At 36.7% G+C, this 17202-nt stretch carries 10 protein-coding genes; 1 reads left to right on the top strand and 9 read right to left on the bottom strand.

Translation table 11 applies throughout. The features are described from left to right. Positions 1-10: 10 nt before the first annotated feature. From UABAM_RS22665 to UABAM_RS22640, 6 genes are all read right to left on the bottom strand, one after another. A complete protein-coding gene (locus UABAM_RS22665; protein ID WP_151970276.1) occupies positions 11-1837 on the bottom strand; it encodes a hypothetical protein in 1827 nt (608 codons plus the stop codon). A gap of 466 nt (positions 1838-2303) precedes the next feature. After that, the gene (locus tag UABAM_RS22660) at positions 2304-5573 is read right to left on the bottom strand and encodes a hypothetical protein (RefSeq protein ID WP_151970275.1); all 3270 of its coding nucleotides are present in this window, start codon (positions 5571-5573) and stop codon (positions 2304-2306) included. A 265-nt stretch (positions 5574-5838) separates the two neighbouring features. Next, positions 5839-7815 (bottom strand): hypothetical protein, encoded by a 1977-nt coding sequence (locus tag UABAM_RS22655; RefSeq protein WP_151970274.1) that lies wholly within the window; start codon positions 7813-7815, stop codon positions 5839-5841. A 45-nt stretch (positions 7816-7860) separates the two neighbouring features. Continuing rightward, positions 7861-8934, bottom strand: coding sequence for a hypothetical protein (locus UABAM_RS22650; RefSeq protein WP_151970273.1), 1074 nt, complete (start codon positions 8932-8934; stop codon positions 7861-7863). 357 nt (positions 8935-9291) lie between these two features. Then, the gene (locus UABAM_RS22645; RefSeq protein ID WP_151970272.1) at positions 9292-10965 is read right to left on the bottom strand and encodes a protein kinase domain-containing protein; all 1674 of its coding nucleotides are present in this window, start codon (positions 10963-10965) and stop codon (positions 9292-9294) included. A 47-nt stretch (positions 10966-11012) separates the two neighbouring features. After that, positions 11013-12755, bottom strand: coding sequence for a serine/threonine-protein kinase (locus tag UABAM_RS22640; protein WP_173013506.1), 1743 nt, complete (start codon positions 12753-12755; stop codon positions 11013-11015). Between the two features lie 647 nt (positions 12756-13402). Here UABAM_RS22640 and UABAM_RS22635 point away from each other — a divergent pair. Then, positions 13403-15013 carry a zinc metalloprotease gene (locus UABAM_RS22635; RefSeq protein WP_151970270.1) on the top strand — a complete coding sequence of 537 codons (1611 nt, stop codon included), beginning with the start codon at positions 13403-13405 and terminating at the stop codon, positions 15011-15013. 208 nt (positions 15014-15221) lie between these two features. Here the strand turns inward: UABAM_RS22635 and UABAM_RS22630 are convergent, their stop codons facing one another. Genes UABAM_RS22630 through UABAM_RS22620 form a run of 3 tightly spaced genes read right to left on the bottom strand, consistent with a single transcriptional unit; the run spans position 15222 to position 16805 of the window. Next, on the bottom strand, positions 15222-15575 hold the full coding sequence (locus UABAM_RS22630; protein WP_151970269.1) for a hypothetical protein: 354 nt from the start codon (positions 15573-15575) through the stop codon (positions 15222-15224). Further along, a complete protein-coding gene (locus UABAM_RS22625; protein WP_151970268.1) occupies positions 15575-16225 on the bottom strand; it encodes a hypothetical protein in 651 nt (216 codons plus the stop codon). Before UABAM_RS22625 ends, UABAM_RS22630 begins: the two co-directional genes overlap by 1 nt. After that, positions 16218-16805 carry a hypothetical protein gene (locus UABAM_RS22620; RefSeq protein ID WP_151970267.1) on the bottom strand — a complete coding sequence of 196 codons (588 nt, stop codon included), beginning with the start codon at positions 16803-16805 and terminating at the stop codon, positions 16218-16220. Before UABAM_RS22620 ends, UABAM_RS22625 begins: the two co-directional genes overlap by 8 nt. Between the last annotated feature and the right edge of the window lie 397 nt (positions 16806-17202).

Genomic DNA, 17202 nt, shown 5'->3' with positions numbered 1-17202 from the left:
CTCTCTATAGTTATTTATTTCCGTGTATTAGAATCTCTTGCATATTTTTTATTTGTCTTTTTATATTAGAGATTTCCATAGTTTTCTTATAAAGATTTTCGTTTTGTAATTTTAAAAACTGAATTTGTTTATTTTGCTGCTTAATTTGTTGGTTTTGCTGAATGGTATACAAAGTGAGTTCTTCAATTTTCTGTAGTAACTTAGCTTGCATTTTACCTATAGGAACCCCTTTTGCCTTTATCTCTTCTTCAGATGGTATATCAGGAAGATGCTTGTTTTTATTGATTTGCTGCTCAACTTCCTCTAGAGGCATAAGTTTGTAATCATCATCAAAAACAAAGTCCGCCCAACCACTTTCAACCACTATTTCGGTAGCAATTACTTGCCCATTCACCGCCAACTCGTAGTTTTGGTGAGGTTTGCAATTGATCCCTACCTGATTATTATCATTCCATTGCAAAGCAACTTTTTGTCCACTCACAGTAGTACCAAGAGCACCACCTTTGTAACCATAAACAACAGGACCACTACTGGCAAAGCCATTAAATGGCTTTGCTGGGTGATAAACTCCTACTCCATGAGCCGCATCTGTGTACAATAAAATATCGTTGTTGTTCGTTTGAACTGTACTGTGAAAGTCACTTTTGCCTTTTACTTCTAAGCCTTTTGTAGCAATAATTTCACCATTAACAGCCAATTCATAATGTCCAAAAGGTTTACAATTGATCCCTACCTGATTGTGGTCATTCCATTGCAAAGCAACTTTTTGTCCACTTACAGTAGTACCAAGAGCACCACCTTTGTAACCATAAACAACAGGACCACTGCTGGAAAAGCCATTAAATGGCTTTGCTGGGTGATAGACTCCTACTCCATGAGCCGTATCTGTGTACAATAAAATATCGTTGTTGTTCGTTTGAACTGTGCTGTGAAAGCCACTTTTACCTTTTACTTCTAATTCATTTGTGACATTTAGAATACCATTTACATTTAAGTTACTGTATACATGGACAAAACCATCGGTAGCAACATGTATTCTTTTTTGTCCCTTTGTTACTATGTTTAGACCATAATCACCACCTAGATTTCCAATAAACGGTGCATTGCCGTTTTCGTGACCTACTTGCACGCCAACATTATTTGCCGGATAGGTAACAAATTTAGCAGAGCCATGAACATGCAGTTTTGCAGTAGGTTTTGTAGTACCAATGCCTACTCGTCCAGAGTTATCAGAGAAGAACGTATATCTATTTCCTACTCTGTCGTAAAGATAGCAACCAGCCTCTCCTCCTCCTATTTGCCATTGGTTACCTTTTCCGTTGTACAAGTAAAGATTGGCACTATTACCTGTTGTCTTTATTTTGACATCTCCGCTAACATGAAGTTTTTCAGTAGGTTTTGTAGTACCAATGCCTACTCGTCCAGAGTTATCAGAGAAGAACGTATATCTATTTCCTACTCTGTCGTAAAGATAGCAACCAGCCTCTCCTCCTCCTATTTGCCATTGGTTACCTTTTCCGTTGTACAAGTAAAGATTGGCACTATTACCTGTTGTCTTTATTTTGACATCTCCGCTAACATGAAGTTTTTCAGTAGGTTTTGTAGTACCGATGCCTACTCGTCCAGAGTTATCAGAGAAGAACGTATATCTATTTCCTACTCTGTCGTAAAGATAGCAACCAGCCTCTCCTCCTCCTATTTGCCATTGGTTACCTTTTCCGTTGTACAAGTAAAGATTGGCACTATTACCTGTTGTCTTTATTTTAATATCACTATTAAATTCCTGAGCAGTTAATAGTAAACTGAAAATAAAAAGAAAAATAACAATTCTGTACATAGTTTTTCTTTCTGTTTTAAAAATTTCAAAAATGTTAACTAATTTCATCCAGAGACAATCAACTTGTTACTTTTATCTCTTCTGCAGCGCAGGAACTGAAGTCTATTTCCTATAAAAACTGATTTGTTTTTGTACTGTTATGCTCGAAAAATATTCTATTCAACAAAAATTACTCATGAAGCAATTGCTGCAATAACTTTTCAACGTTGTGTAAACGCTGTTGCGTTTTTTTTCTCTGCTGTAAGTTTTTTATGGGCGTAACCGACACGCCGCATACAAATATCCGACTAAACAGCTTTTTTTTGAAAAATATGTGCATATGGATAAAGCGATTTCTGCTCTTGGCGGATACGCCCATTTGTATTTAATTTAATTTAATGACCTACTTCACTTCATGCACATTCTCTTTAGCTTCAGGTAAAAATTGTAATATGTAAAATCGCTGCAGTATAAAAATTATTTTGGATTACTTTGTGCTAATTTCTTTCACAAGTTTTTCTAACAGTTTAATTTTTTGGTCTTGCAGTTCCATTTTTTGATTTTGAAATTTGATTTTCTTTTCCTGATTTATTGTATACAAAGTAAGCTCTTCAATTTTTTGTAGTAACTTAGCCTGCATTTGACCTACGGGAACGCCATTTGCCTTTATGTCTTTTTCTGACGGTATATCTGGAAGATGCCTATTTTTCTTGATTTTCTGCTCAACTTCCTCTAGAGACATAAGTTTGTAATCATCATCAAAAACGAAGTCCGCCCAACCGCTTTCAACCACTATTTCAGTAGCAATTACTTCACCATTAACCGCTAACTCATAGTGTTGGTGAGGTTTGCAATTGATTCCTACCTGATTATTATCATTCCATTGCAAAGCAACTTTTTGTCCACTCACAGTAGTACCAAGAGCACCACCTTTGTAACCATAAACAACAGGACCACTGCTAGCAAAGCCATTAAATGGCTTTGCTGGGTGATAGACTCCTACTCCATGAGCCGCATCTGTGTACAATAAAATATCGTTGTTGTTCATTTGAACTGTATTGTGAAAGTCACTTTTGCCTTTTACTTCTAAACCTTTTGTAGCAATAATTTCACCATTAACAGCCAATTCATAATGTCCAAAAGGTTTACAATTGATCCCTACCTGATTGTTGTCATTCCATTGCAAAGCAACTTTTTGTCCACTTACAGTAGTACCAAGAGCACCACCTTTGTAACCATAAACAACAGGACCACTGCTGGAAAAGCCATTAAATGGCTTTGCTGGGTGATAGACTCCTACTCCATGAGCCGCATCTGTGTACAATAAAATATCGTTGTTGTTCGTTTGAATTGTGCTGTGAAAGCCACTTTTACCTTTTACTTCTAATCCATTTGTGACATTGAGAATACCATTTACATTCAAGTTGCTATATACGTGCACAAAACCATCCGTAGCAACATGTATTCTTTTTTGCCCCTTTGTCACTATGTTTAGACCATAATCACCACCTAGATTTCCAATAAACGGTGCATTGCCGTTTTCCTGACCTATTTGAACACCAATATTCTTCGGAGCATAAGTAACGAATTTAGCTGAACCATTAACATGTAGTTTCGCAGAAGGTGTTGTTGTCCCAATTCCAACATCGCCACTATTTGTGATGGCAAAAGGTACTGTTGAGTCCGGCCCATTTCTATTGTAGAAGTACAAAGCTTTATTTTCTTGCGGTTGGATACCCCATTTACTAAGACCATCAAAATTTACCCATTTTGTAGCCAAGCGACCATTTACTAACGCGTTACCTTCAACTTGAAGTTTTTCATTTTCACCTACGTTTGTTGTGCCAATACCAATATGACCATTATTATTAGCAAATAGCGCATAATTTTTGTTGTTTATATCGTAAATGTAGTAGCCAGTTTCCCCAGCACCTATTTGCCATTTATTGCCTTTGCCATTCATCAAATTAAGGACTGCACTAGTAGAAGTTGATTTAATCTCCACTAATTCATTAACTTCTAGTTTTCCTGTAAATTTGCTTGTACCATTAACATGTAGTTTCGCAGAAGGTGTTGTTGTTCCAATTCCCACACTACCATTGTTATGAGCAAACAGCGCAAAATGTTTTTTGTTTATGTCATAAATGTAGTAGCCAGTTTCCCCAGCGCCTATTTGCCATTTATTGTCTTTGCCATTCATCAAATTAAGGACTGCGCTAGTAGAAGTTGATTTAATCTCCACTAATTCATTAACCTCTAGTTTTCCTGTAAATTTGCTTGTACCATTAACATGTAGCTTAGTAGAAGGCGTTGTCCCAATTCCCACGTTACCATTTTTGTCAATGCTGAAAAGATCATAGTCTAAATCGTAGTTGCCAAGAACAAAATTTCCTGATTGTGAAGCGAGATACCACTTGCGATAATCGTTTTCGAGTAGTAATGCTGCCGTACTTTTTGAGAACTCATTTGTTGCACGGATATGAACTATGCGACCGTCGATATTTACATGCTGTTCTTTGGGGCTATAAATACTTGCTCCTAGTAAATCCATTGCCCCTCTTACGGTAAGCACTTCACGACCTATTTGCATGTGAATTAGATCAGCGTGCGACCCACCAAAGTTTTTTTGAACGTTGAAGTTAAGAGAAGTAAATGCTCCCAATAGTTGCACCGTCCCATAACTATCGGCAAGTTTTCTCCCATCCACATAATAAAATCTGCCAGAAACACCATTTAAAGTATTGGTGTGTGTGCCAAAAACTTTGTTTTGGTTAACTTGTAGAGTACCACCAATTTTGACAATAGTAATTTTTTCGTCAAAAGTTAAATTAGACGCCAGACCTGCAAAGTGAAAGATAGGATTTACAACGACCTTATCAAAAGTAATTTGACAACGGCGCGAAACAGTTCGATTTCCGTGTGCCTCGATGGTTATGGAGTGCGCTTTTTTTATTCTCGGAGAAAACAATGCTAGGTCAAAGACATCTGTGTCCTTTTCAAACTTTGAAACGACATCTCCACTAATCGTTATTTTTGTATTGGCAATAGTTCCCGCCACTTTCTTTGCTGTTTGGTCATGGCTTGCAAAATTTGCAAATGCAAGTGTTTTCTTTTCTCCAAATAAGTCTGCGGCTTGTTTTTCGTCAAGAACTTCGCGACCTATTTGTAGTCGTATGTGATCAGAATGTGATCCACCAAAGTTTTTTTGAACACTAAAGTTAATGGTACGAAACTCTCCTAAAAGTTGTACTGTACCATAACTATCGGCAAGTTTTCTCCCGTCTACATGGTAAAATCTTCCCGATACGCCATTGTATAAATTGTTAAATGTACCAACAACTTTGTTTTTGTCTACTTGCAAAGTACCGCTTTTTTTCACAATAGTTACATTGCTGTCAAAGGTTACAAACGATGCTACCTCTGCAAAATGCAATATCGGATTCAATACTGGTTTGCTAAAGGTAATTTTGCACTTACGCGACACTGTTTTATTACCGTGAGCAAGAATTTCAACAAAGTCGGATGTTTTTAATTTGGGAGAAAAAACCGACAGGTCAAATGTCGTGGCATTATCGACAAACCTGTAGACGGCACCACTTTCGCTACTTACTTCTACCTGGGTATCCCAAAGAGTACCTGTGGCTTTTTTGGTGTTGGCATCATAGTTGGTGAAGTCGGTAAAGGCCATTGTTGATGTATCGGCTTGTATTTGTGCGATAAATATGAAAAATGTAAATAATATTGACAATGTTTTCATTTTTTCTTTTTCCTCTAACTAATCCGGGTTCATTTTCTTGCTGCTAGCGATAAACATAACGTTTATTGTCATATTATGCGTCGAAAACCGCGAGCATAACAATTGATGACGGTCCAAAATTTACACTTAGAATTTATCCAATATGATTTTAAATAATTTTTTTCTGCTACTATTTTTCTAAGAAAAATATAATCTTCAAAATCTTCGAGTATATTCGTTGCTAATTGTGAATCTATTTTCACTAATAAATCAAAATTATTTTGGATTACTTTGTGCTAATTTCTTTCACAAGTTTTTCTAACAGTTTAATTCTTTGATCTTGTAGTTTAATTTTTTGGTCTTGCAGTCCCATTTTTTGATTTTGAAATTTGATTTTCTTTTCCTGATTTATTGTATACAAAGTAAGCTCTTCAATTTTTTGTAGTAACTTAGCTTGCATTTTACCTATAGGAACCCCTTTGGCCTTTATCTCTTCTTCAGATGGTATATCAGGAAGATGCTTGTTTTTATTGATTTGCTGCTCAACTTCCTCTAGAGGCATAAGTTTGTAATCATCATCAAAAACGAAGTCAGCCCAACCACTTTCAACAACTATTTCAGTAGCAATTACTTCACCATTAACCGCTAACTCATAGTGTTGGTGTGGTTTGCAATTGATTCCTACCTGATTATTGTTATTCCATTGCAAAGCAACTTTTTGTCCACTTACAGTAGTACCAAGAGCACCACCGTTGTAACCATAAACAACAGGACCACTACTGGCAAAACCATTAAATGGCTTTGCTGGGTGATAAACTCCTACTCCATGAGCCGTATCTGTGTACAATAAAATATCGTTGTTGTTCGTTTGAATTGTGCTGTGAAAGTCACTTTTACCTTTTACTTCTAATCCATTTGTGACATTTAGAATACCATTTACATTCAAGTTGCTGTATACGTGCACAAAACCGTCAGTAGCAACATGTATTCTTTTTTCCCCCTTTGTTATAATGCTTAGGCCATAATCGCCACCTAGATTTCCAATAAATGGCGCATTGCCATTTTTGTGTCCTATTTGTATACCAACATTATTCGAAGGATAAGTAACAAATTTAACTGAGCCATTTACATTCAAGTTGCTGTGTACGTGCACAAAACCGTCAGTAGTAACATGTATTCTTTTTTCCCCCTTTGTCACTATGTTTAGACCATAATCACCACCTAGATTTCCAATAAACGGTGCATTGCCATTTTCATGTCCTATTTGTATACCAACATTATTCGGAGGATAAGTAACGAACTTAGCTGAACCATTAACATGTAGTTTCGCAGAAGGTGTTGTTGTCCCAATTCCAACATCGCCATCTATTTTAGCACTACCTAATATATGCAGAGGTACTTTACGTGACACGAAGCTTACAGCATCGGAGGTTATGGAAAAACTATATGGGCTGTAGATACTTCCTTTTCTTTGTGCTTCCGCAAAAATGGTGTGCTCTCCCATTTGTATATAGGGTCCGGCTTGATGACTACTTTTAAAATGCGCTCCTAGCCTACTGTTACCTGTATCCACGTCTAGTTTCCCCACAAACTTACTCGCTCCACCAACCGCAAGTTTATAACCGTTTGTTGGTTGATGATCTATTCCGACCATTCCCCAACCATTCCACTTAATCGCTATATTTCCGGTTGAACTTGCTCCCAGGGTTCCGCCATCTTTTCCGTGTATCTTATTTACATGCAACTCACCATCTATTTTAGCACTGCCTACTATGTGCAGAGGTTCTTTACGCGACACAAGGCTCACTGCGTCAGAGGTTAGGGAAAAACTGTATGGACTGTAGATACTTCCTTTTCTTTTGGCTTCCGCAAAAATGGTGTGCTCTCCCATTTGAATATAGGGTCCGGCTTGATGACTACTTTTAAAATGCGCTCCTAGCCTACTGTTGCCTGTATCCACGTCTAGTTTCCCCACAAACTTACTCGCCCCACCAACCGCAAGTTTATACCCGCTTGTTGGTTGATGATCTATTCCGACCATCCCCCAACCATTCCATTTGATCGCTACAGTTCCAGTTGAACTTGCACCTAGGGTTCCACCATCTTTTCCATATATCTTATTTACGTGCAATTCACCATTTACACTCAGTAGGTCTTTCACTTTGATTTTTAAAAACTCAAAATTCCCAATTCGTATCTGCTCTTCGTCATGAGCCCATACAACCGTGGTTATAACAAACAACATAAAAATAATAACTCTCATTCCTTACTCCTTGTTTGATAATCAACAAAATCTGATGTTTTCACTCTATTCGGGATAAAATCTCATATAAGTGACATGCCCGCGAATTTCCAGTAGATAATTCAATTTTAGGTACTGTTTTGTTCCGTTATTGCCAACGACTGCTTTAAAAACAACGAAATTGCCCACTACTTCGGCAACAATATCATTGACATGCGTCATAGAACCTATTCGTTTATTGCTTTTATAATCGCAGATTCTTTTTACCACTGGTGGGCTTTTATGAGGGTTCGTTACGATGTATTCTTTATAACCCACAGAAATACTTCCGCCATCTCCGTGTACGTTTCCATAAACAGTAATACGCACTGTCCCTCCCACACCATTTCCACAATTGAGAGTGCACAAACTGGTTGTTGCATTTTCTGGACATTCTTTGTAACCGGTAAAACTTTTTATACTTCGGGAAGTATTGGTGATCGACTCTGGGCGATCCGTAAGAGCTTCTACCTGAACAAGTTTAAAACAAGCGGTGCCATTATCTGGCCCACTCGCGGCACCAAAAAAGGCTTCATGTATACCTGAGTCATATCGAACTCCTACATTCTCTATTCTTTTTACTCCATCCACATACAAATCGGCTTGCGGAGTTTTTGGATCAGCATATAACTCATATAAATGATATTTGTCGGCATGATCAACCATTGTATATTCGTTACTGTAAGGTGTTGCGCGGTTACCTATTTGTGCGCGAACTTGATTGCCTATCACGACTAACTTAACAATATACATAGGCCCTTGTCTTTTTCCGGGGGCAGTATTGACTTCCACTTTAAAATACGTACTTCCCTCGATTAGCTTGACTTCCATTCTCATGATAAAGCCTTTGGAAGGGTCTTTTAGTAAGTTTTTCTCTTTGTCATTAAAAGAATACTGGTAGTAGCATCCGCCTTTACTATTATTGTCTGTTACACACCATCCACCATCTTTAGCTGAAGTAGATAACCCCTCAAGGTTAGAAGTTTTTAGAGTAAGTCCCTCCTGCTCCGGATTTGTGGTTCCCTTATGCTCTAATAGCATAACTCCTTCTGCTGAGGTAAAAATGGACAACATAAAAATACATAAGACAAAATATTTCATTATTCCCTCCGTCTACAAAAATAAAATTTTGCTAAATAAAATTAATTATTTAAATTTATTAAAAAAAATGTTTTTTTGCAACACAATCTTATCTAAGGAATTCCCTTATTTTTATTACGCGAACGTCTTAGACGCTATAAGGTATTGATAAATTTCAACTTCGATACAACGGGTCTTTTTAGAAAATCAAATAAAGCAGATAGTGGAATTTTTTTTGGTTAGTGTAAGAACACGAGGTTGTGCTAAGGTGATGTGTTTTGGTGAGGTTTATTATGAATGGCAAAAAGTATTTACAGCTTATTGCTGTTTTGTACATTATTTTGTTTAGCTTTTCCTCAATCTAAGGACGAAAATTTATCATCTTTCATTAGATTTTATAGCATTCCATACAAGTGTTATTACTAGTGCTAAAAAAGTTGAGAGAAAAATAATGTGAGGTGGTATCCAATTTGGCAGGAATACTAAAACCAGAATAAAAGCTACGAGGAATACACATAGAATAATGGTCGAAAAAATAACGGTAGAGATTCCTTTTGTGTGGCGCTTAACTTCAGAGTATACACTACTACGATCTTTTATTTTTATTCGCAATTCGTTTATTTTTTCTTCATCTACGGGTGTTGTATCTAATACTTCTAATTTTTCTATTTGTGATAAAGCAAGATTGATGTCTTCATTTTGAAATGCAAGTGTTGCGTATTCTAGTCTTGATTTAATTTCTCCTTGGATTGCTTTAATATTTCCTTGCCAAATTTCACGAGCATTTTTAAAGCTAAAAATACTTTCTAGAAACATATCGTTTAATTGTATTTTAGATTTTTCTATTTCTTTTTTAGGTGTATTTTTTATATATGCTGCATTGTGATTTGAATTTTCTAAACACTTTAAGCACTTTTCAAGTTGAATTGTTGCTTGATTACTTATTACGATACTTTCTTGATTAGATAAAAAATCCTCTAACTCATTTTGAAATTCCGCTACATTTGCGTGTCTTGACTTTGCATTTTTTGCCATTGCACGTTTACAAATATTTATTAGATCATCTGGTACTTCACTATCAAAGCTTGGTAGTTGTCCTCTCTTGGCTTCAAGCAACGTATGCCATAAATCTTTGTTCTTACGAGGAGGATTTCTATACAGAATTTCATATAAAATTCCTCCCAATAGATATACATCTGTTGCATACGATATGTCCTTACCTCTTCCTTCTACTAACTCGGGAGGCATATAGCTGGGAGTTCCCATTGGTTTACAAATAGAATCTTTGCAGGTAATGTATGCCTTTTTTTGATCATTATCTACACTGACAGCTATGTCCCAATTTTTAACTAAAACTTCTCCGTAGACGCCCACTATTATATTTTGTGGCTTTAAATCACAGTTTACGATACCGTTGCTATGTGCATAGTTTACCGCGTTGCATATTTTTAGTAACATTTTTAGGTAAGAAGAAAGTTCATATTTTTGAGACTCTTGTTCTTGTTTTTTTGTCTGTGGATGAAGCAACTCGTTAAGAGAATAGCCCTTAACAGGTTTCATTGTAAGGAAAATTTTGCCTGTTTCACTTTGCTCTATATTGTGAATTGGTACAATATTCGGGTGCTCAAGGTAAGCGGCGACCATTGCCCCAACGAACGATTTGTTTTTTGAACTTGGTAGCATTTTTTTTACGGTTACTTTTCTCTTTAACTTTTTTTGCCAAGCTTCATAGACAACATTCATATCATCACGATTCGTTTCCTTTATATCTCTGTATGTGTTTTGAGCATTAATGTGGATCTCCTGCTCTTGGGAATCTTGAGCAATTGTCGTTTCTTTAGAAAAAGTATCTCTTGGTGTTATCGTCTGACTTTCAGAAAAGGTTTGCTTAGTATCTGAGTTGTTAGAAGTTTTTGTTTTTTGTTCAGGAAAAATAGTTACATTATGTGAAAATGTGTCCTGCGTTTTATATGTATCATTTACTTTGTCACCTTGTAATGATTCACGGTCAACTATCTTTTCCCATAGTGATTTAAATGTCGCATCGTCCATTATTTGCCTTTGTAGTTTTCTTTTAGTAGAGGATTCCTTTTTCCATCTTAGTCTTTTTCTTTTTTGGAAAGACCAAAGATATCTAAGATGTCTCTCGTTGTTGAGGGGTCGTCTTTCAAGAACATTTCTATTATCGGCCACAGAATTATAATTGGTAAAGTACAGAGAAAAATGAAAAAAAATGCAACACTATTACCACCAAGGCTAGCAAAATTTCTTTTTAATATAAAATAAATATCGCCTTTACCTTTTATTGCTTTCTGTAACTCTTTTATTTCTCGCTGAATTTCAAATTTTAAATTTTTCAGATCAAATTTTTCTATTTGTAATGAAGCGATATGGGTATCTCCATTATGAAAAGCAAATTTTGCATATTCTAATCTGGCTCTCATTTCGCCTTGTTGCGCTTCTAAATTTTCGTTCCACAACTCTAAAGCATTTTTAAAGGTAAAAATACTTTCCAAGAACATGTCGTTTACAAGTAACCTCTTTTTTTCTTGTTCTTGTATCTTTTCTTTTGTGCACTCAACTCTCTTTTTCGCTTTTTTACTTATATAAAAGGTTATACTTGATTTAGTTGTTTTAATTTCTTCTTCTAAAGAAGTAACCTCTAGTTTTATTTTTCTCGAACAAATCAAACTTTTTGTTAAACACTCTCCCGCTTTTTCGCTCATCTGTATACTTTTGTGATAACATGAGAGATATCTTTCTATATCCATTTTAAATCTGTCAATACTACTGTATCTATTTTGTTGAGACTTGGCTATTGCTTTATAACAAATACATTTGAGTTCTTTTGGTATGGAATATGAAACATTAGCTATATTCCCTTCTTTAGCATCCAACAGCGTTAACCACAAATTTTTATTTCTCCGAGGTGGTTTCTTATGTAGAATTTCGTACAAAATTCCTCCCAGTAGATACACATCTGTTGCATATGAGATATCTTTACCTCTACCTTCTGCTAATTCAGGTGGCATGTAACAAGGAGTCCCCATAGGCGTTTTTATGGTATCTTTGTGGAAAGTACGTATTTCTTCAACTTTTTTGTTGATGTCAACAGCTATTCCCCAATCCATCACCAAAACTTCACCATAGTCACCGATCATAATATTTTCTGGTTTTAAATCGCAATGGATAATTCCTTTGTTGTGCGCATAGTTAAGAGCATCACACACACTAAGCAAAATTTGTAGATGCGCTTCAAAATCATACTGGTCGGCTTTTTCCTGTTCTTCTGTGGTTTTGGGATATAAAAGTTGTTTCCATGAGACACCTTTTACTAATTTCATTGCAATTAGAATTTCACCTTGTTCATTTTCTTCTATGTCGTGTATTGGTATAATGTTGGGATGTTCAAGGTAAGCTGTTACCAAAGATTCAGCTAAAAATTTGTCTTTTTGCGCCGACGGCAACATTTTTTTGATCGCAACTTCTCTATCGAATTTACTTTGCTGAGCGCAATAAATAACTCCCATTCCGCCACGATTGATTTCTTTAAAATCTTGATAGTTTTTTTGGAACGCCAACTGGGTTGGCAAAATTTGGGAAGCAAGATTTTGCTCGATGAAGGGCTGTGGAGCAACAGTGTTTTTTTCAGAAAAAGTGTTTAAACCAGGAGCTATTGTTTCCTTGCTGGAAAATGTTGACTCTTCATCTTCAGGAAACACAGTTACAACCTGCGAAAATGTCATCTCGCTTGATTTGTAAGTTTTGCCTATCCTGTCACTATCAAGTGCTTCAGGAGTCACCACTTTATCCCACAATGTTCTAAATTGTTTTTCGTCCACTTTTAACCTCATGTATCTACGAATCTTACCGTTCTATAATGAAATTTGATAGAAATAAAATAACTACAGTTATCCCCATTGTCTAGACTATTTTTGAGCATGGATTAAATTTGGACGGTTGAATAGATGGTAAAACGGAATTTTTCCAACTTTCTCCAAAGGACAGGCATACCCATTAGCACGTATGAAAAAGAGATAACCAAGCAGGTCACCATGCTTTTGTGCAGATTTATAGTCGCAAAAAGCTCCCTTGGTTCGATAAAGTCTATCAAATCTTCCAAAAAATCTCTCTACGCAATTTGTTGGTCGCCATGGCCCTCTGTGTTTATCATGTAATCTAATAGCTATAATGTAATGTCTAACAGTCTCTTAGAATTTCTCAGTGTTTGTGGATGATAAAAAATAAGGGAATTCCTTAGATAAGAAGGTCTTGAAAAAACAAGATATTTTATATATTCTAAAAAGTAGAATTATTTATATTCAACTTAATTTTTTAAGAAGAAAATACAAAATTTCTAATTTGAAAATTAGGTAATAAAAAACATGGCAAAGAGCCATACTAAAAGTTGAAACGTCATTACAAGCGTCACTGCAAAAGTAACTTAGAATCAAAACTTGTAATATTATTGCATGAGTATGGAGACAATATGTGGAAGTTTTTTTTGTTTGTGCTTTTTTGGAGCACAACACTTTTTGCACAGGGGTTGTGTGGAACGATTGATTCAGATGGCGAAGGTTTTACGCAGCAAAAACATCAAGAGAAAACAAGTGGTCTTTCTCTGATTGGAGATGCAAGTAAACTATGGCCTCAAGATGAAAGAGTTTTACATGTGCGTTTTGTTGGTATTAGAAATACAATATTGGAACAACAAATTCAAAAAGTAGTCGAAAACAGTTGGGAAAAATGCTGCGGGATTAATTTTATATTTGATAATGACAAAGATGCGCAAATTACAGTAAAAATAACTTACAGCGAGGGGTATAGTTCTAGCATCGGTACCGATTCAAAACTTAGCAAACCAAGTATGCGTCTTTCCTTTTATCGTTATGATAAAAAATCAAAAAAAGCAATACTGAAAAAAGGTGTTTTAAAGAAAATCAACGGAGAAAAAGTCATTCGCTATGACTCTTATTTCTACCGTAAGGTAGTTCATGAATTTGGCCATGCTATGGGATTCAAACATGAACAACAAAGTCCTAACTTAAACATTGATTGGGACGAAGAAAAAGTAATCAAATACTACAAAGATACAAATTCATGGGATGAAAACAAAACGCGCCGCAATGTCTTAAAAAAATTAGAAGATGCTACGATCCGCAGGGTATACGGTAATATAGATGAGAACTCAGGAACTTTTGATGGTGTCAATCGCCAACCATTTCAAAGCGAAACGGTTGAGATTATGAACGTTACAACTGCTTTTGATCCACATTCCGTTATGTGCTATGAGATTCATTTTCCGTTGGCTAAAAATCCCAACAAACATCTTTTGGGTGTTTTGAATGGCAAGTACCAGCAAGATCTTGAAGATAATTATATAAGTACAGGCATACGAAATGCTTTTCATAAACAAAAGTTAGCGATTGATGAAGAAGCATCTATACTTGAGTCTGACGATGCCTTCTATATTATCACCAACATTGGTGATGTGCGTTATACTCTAATCTACAATTCTGAATCAGAAGATTTTGATATTTATCCGTGGTGGGGAGACCGTTACACTCTTTCCACTGTTGATCGTTATTTTGCGAATCGGCTCTATCCATATAGTAGAGAGTCAGACAACAATCGTTTTATCGAACGTGAAGTGGAAAGAGCATTTGATGAAATTCTGTCACGTGCCCCTAATAATGACGAACAAAAGAAGTTTGGTAAATACATGGGGAAATATGGCTTGTTAGAAATGCGCTACTCCGTTAGTGAAAAAGCAACGACCTTACTCAAGAAAAAATATCGTAGTTACCATGGTAGTGAAGCCAATGATGAGTTTATCGAGAATAGTCGTCAGTTATTAGTAGAAGGGGAGATGGATCAAATAGTAAAACGATTGTCTACAACGATGCATCTTCGTTCTCGTGATCAAATAGCATTTGACAAGTCTTTGAACGTCGAAGGTGTAAAAAATATCCACATTGGTGACAATTTCCAGGCGTTTGCCGGTGAAAAAATGTACTTTACCGCTGGGCGAAGAATTGTTTTGAAATCCGGTTTTCGTGCCGAAGTAGGTAGTAATGTTGTAGTAAAGATCTATAAATAGTTTTATCTCAAGATTAGCGAGAACTAGTAAGAATATCAGGTGATCGTGGGATGGGAAAAAAATAGTGCCTATAGATGACACACAAAAATTTTGTGCGTGATTCGCATTTCTTGGTCAATATAAAAAACAGAGACGAAAGACCTTTTGCTTACTTCCCTGTTGCCTCTGAAATGGAATCACGCATAGCACAGATGTTCGTGGTTTTCACTCAAGCATTTTTGAGTTTGATCGCTTGGATCCACACGCGCAAATTATTTGGCAATTGTGCACTATCTTCCACCTCACACCACAACTTACTATTTTGCACAGCAAAAGAGGTGGCGATAAACAACTGTGTGATCTCAGTGACGAATTTACCTTTGTGTAAGAAACTGCACAAAAAGTGGCGCAGTGGTGCTTGACGTTTTCTGGCAAGACTGCTCTCAAACAAAAATAGCCTTTCAATGTTATGAAATAATTCGTGTAGGCGTTTTGTGTCCATGCATAGTCGCATTGAGTCTAAGAAGTCTTGCAGTTGCTCCGCATCGCTGCATAGTTCCAAGAGCTTGTCGTATTCACTCATTACTGCTCTCCCCTTTGGTGATAGAATATGACAATATCGTGCCCTTCGTAGGTGAAGTCGCACATACCTTGGCTGTTGATCGTCGCTGAGTGCTCAATATAGGATTGTAGTGATGTTCGTGCGATATAATCAAGACCGTATTTCCCCACAGATGCGGTGGCGATGTCTGGATTTTGCCACATAAGTTCCACAATGGCTGAGGTGATTTGTTCGCCGCTAAACTCATCGCGCAGTTCCGTAAGTTTTTGTTGTAGATATGTACACAACGAATCTTCCTCGGCGGCCTGTTCCATCAGAGAGAGACATTGCTGTTGTAGTTTTTCATCGCTTGGATGGCGATAGAGAATCTCAATAGCTCCGCGAGGAAAACTTTGTAGACGCAATTGTTTGTCTTGTAAAAGATCCCAGTGCGGAGTATTTGCGCGTTCTAAGAGTGCAATATCCTCACTGGGAAGCAGTTCGTTCACTTGTTGACAAACGTCGTTGACAAATGTAAATAGCATTACTTTGTTAATCGCAGGTGCTGCCGCAAGGCGCGTTTTTTTTTGCGTAGCGATGGGATTTTCTAGAAAGTTGTCGCTAATGTAATCTAACCAGTCTTCGCTGGCAAATGTTTCCTCAACTTCATCCCAAAATTTTTCCTCACTCATCTTGACCTCCCTCATGTTTGAGAAAATATTTATGCATTAAGTTTTTGATATCTTTTTCAAAACTTGCTTGGCGCCCACTCATTTTCATAAAGTCGCGTCCTTTATTCGCCACTACTTGGCTATACCAAGAAAGTAGGTCAGCCATTAGTGGGTTAAAAAGTCCTTTTACATCCTCAGCGTCAAGACTTTCGGCGCTTTGCCCTTGTTGCAAACGCGCGATGAGCCCTTGTAACTGATGAAACTTGGTCGCTTCTTTTAGCCATGCTTCCTGAATAACGTCTTCGATAGATCCCTTGCTTACGGAAATAGAACCATCGCGAACCACTTTGCGCAGTATGGCAAACGCCACGAGGGTAATGAGTTCCACAACTTCAGTCATTAAGTAATCGCGATATGGGCCGTAGGACATCGCGTTCATCACTGCTCGCAGTCCCTGGTTTACCTCGTGTTTTGCCTCAGAGCGTAGCGCCTTGAGTTCGCGAATCGTTGCTGTAAAGTCTGTGAGATCTTGTTGTTGTATCTTTGTCAATAGAATTTGAGTGAGCTCAATAGCTCTATTTTTCGCTTCCGCGCTTGTCACAAGATTTCTCCTTATGCTTTTGTGAAAATGTCTTGTGCGATGATAACAAATCATCATGCGTTTTTCCTCGAAAAAAATAGAGTTATTCTTCGTTATTGGTACTACACCCCTGTATACGAAAAGATAAACCACAGAGACACAGAGAAAGTAAATAAAAATCTGTTGTTCGTTATTTTTTATGATATATACTTCAACGAGTTGTAAAACAATAAAGTGAAAAAATTTGCGTATAAGATGTTCAAATGTAACTAAACTTACGATACGTTTATTGTTTTAACTTTCTCTGTGTCTCTGTGGTTCATTTTTTTCCAACACAAAGCGCAATACCGAACATGAATTTAATAATCAATAAATGAGTAAAAAACAAAACCGTCCTCACAATTTTCAACGGTTGCTC

The sequence above is a fragment of the Candidatus Uabimicrobium amorphum genome, assembly GCF_009002475.1.
Taxonomy (GTDB): Bacteria; Planctomycetota; Uabimicrobiia; order Uabimicrobiales; family Uabimicrobiaceae; genus Uabimicrobium; species Uabimicrobium amorphum.
Note: the sequence above shows the minus strand (reverse complement) of the source record. Positions and strands in the feature narration are given on the sequence as shown.

What these genes read in the sequence shown, in the direction of transcription:
- UABAM_RS22665 (WP_151970276.1), bottom strand. Translation starts at nt 1,837, where the DNA reads ATGTACAGAATTGTTATTTTTCTTTTTATTTTCAGTTTACTATTAACT.
- UABAM_RS22660 (WP_151970275.1), bottom strand. Translation starts at nt 5,573, where the DNA reads ATGAAAACATTGTCAATATTATTTACATTTTTCATATTTATCGCACAA.
- UABAM_RS22655 (WP_151970274.1), bottom strand. Translation starts at nt 7,815, where the DNA reads ATGAGAGTTATTATTTTTATGTTGTTTGTTATAACCACGGTTGTATGG.
- UABAM_RS22650 (WP_151970273.1), bottom strand. Translation starts at nt 8,934, where the DNA reads ATGAAATATTTTGTCTTATGTATTTTTATGTTGTCCATTTTTACCTCA.
- UABAM_RS22645 (WP_151970272.1), bottom strand. Translation starts at nt 10,965, where the DNA reads ATGGACGATGCGACATTTAAATCACTATGGGAAAAGATAGTTGACCGT.
- UABAM_RS22635 (WP_151970270.1), top strand. Translation starts at nt 13,403, where the DNA reads ATGTGGAAGTTTTTTTTGTTTGTGCTTTTTTGGAGCACAACACTTTTT.
- UABAM_RS22630 (WP_151970269.1), bottom strand. Translation starts at nt 15,575, where the DNA reads ATGAGTGAATACGACAAGCTCTTGGAACTATGCAGCGATGCGGAGCAA.
- UABAM_RS22625 (WP_151970268.1), bottom strand. Translation starts at nt 16,225, where the DNA reads ATGAGTGAGGAAAAATTTTGGGATGAAGTTGAGGAAACATTTGCCAGC.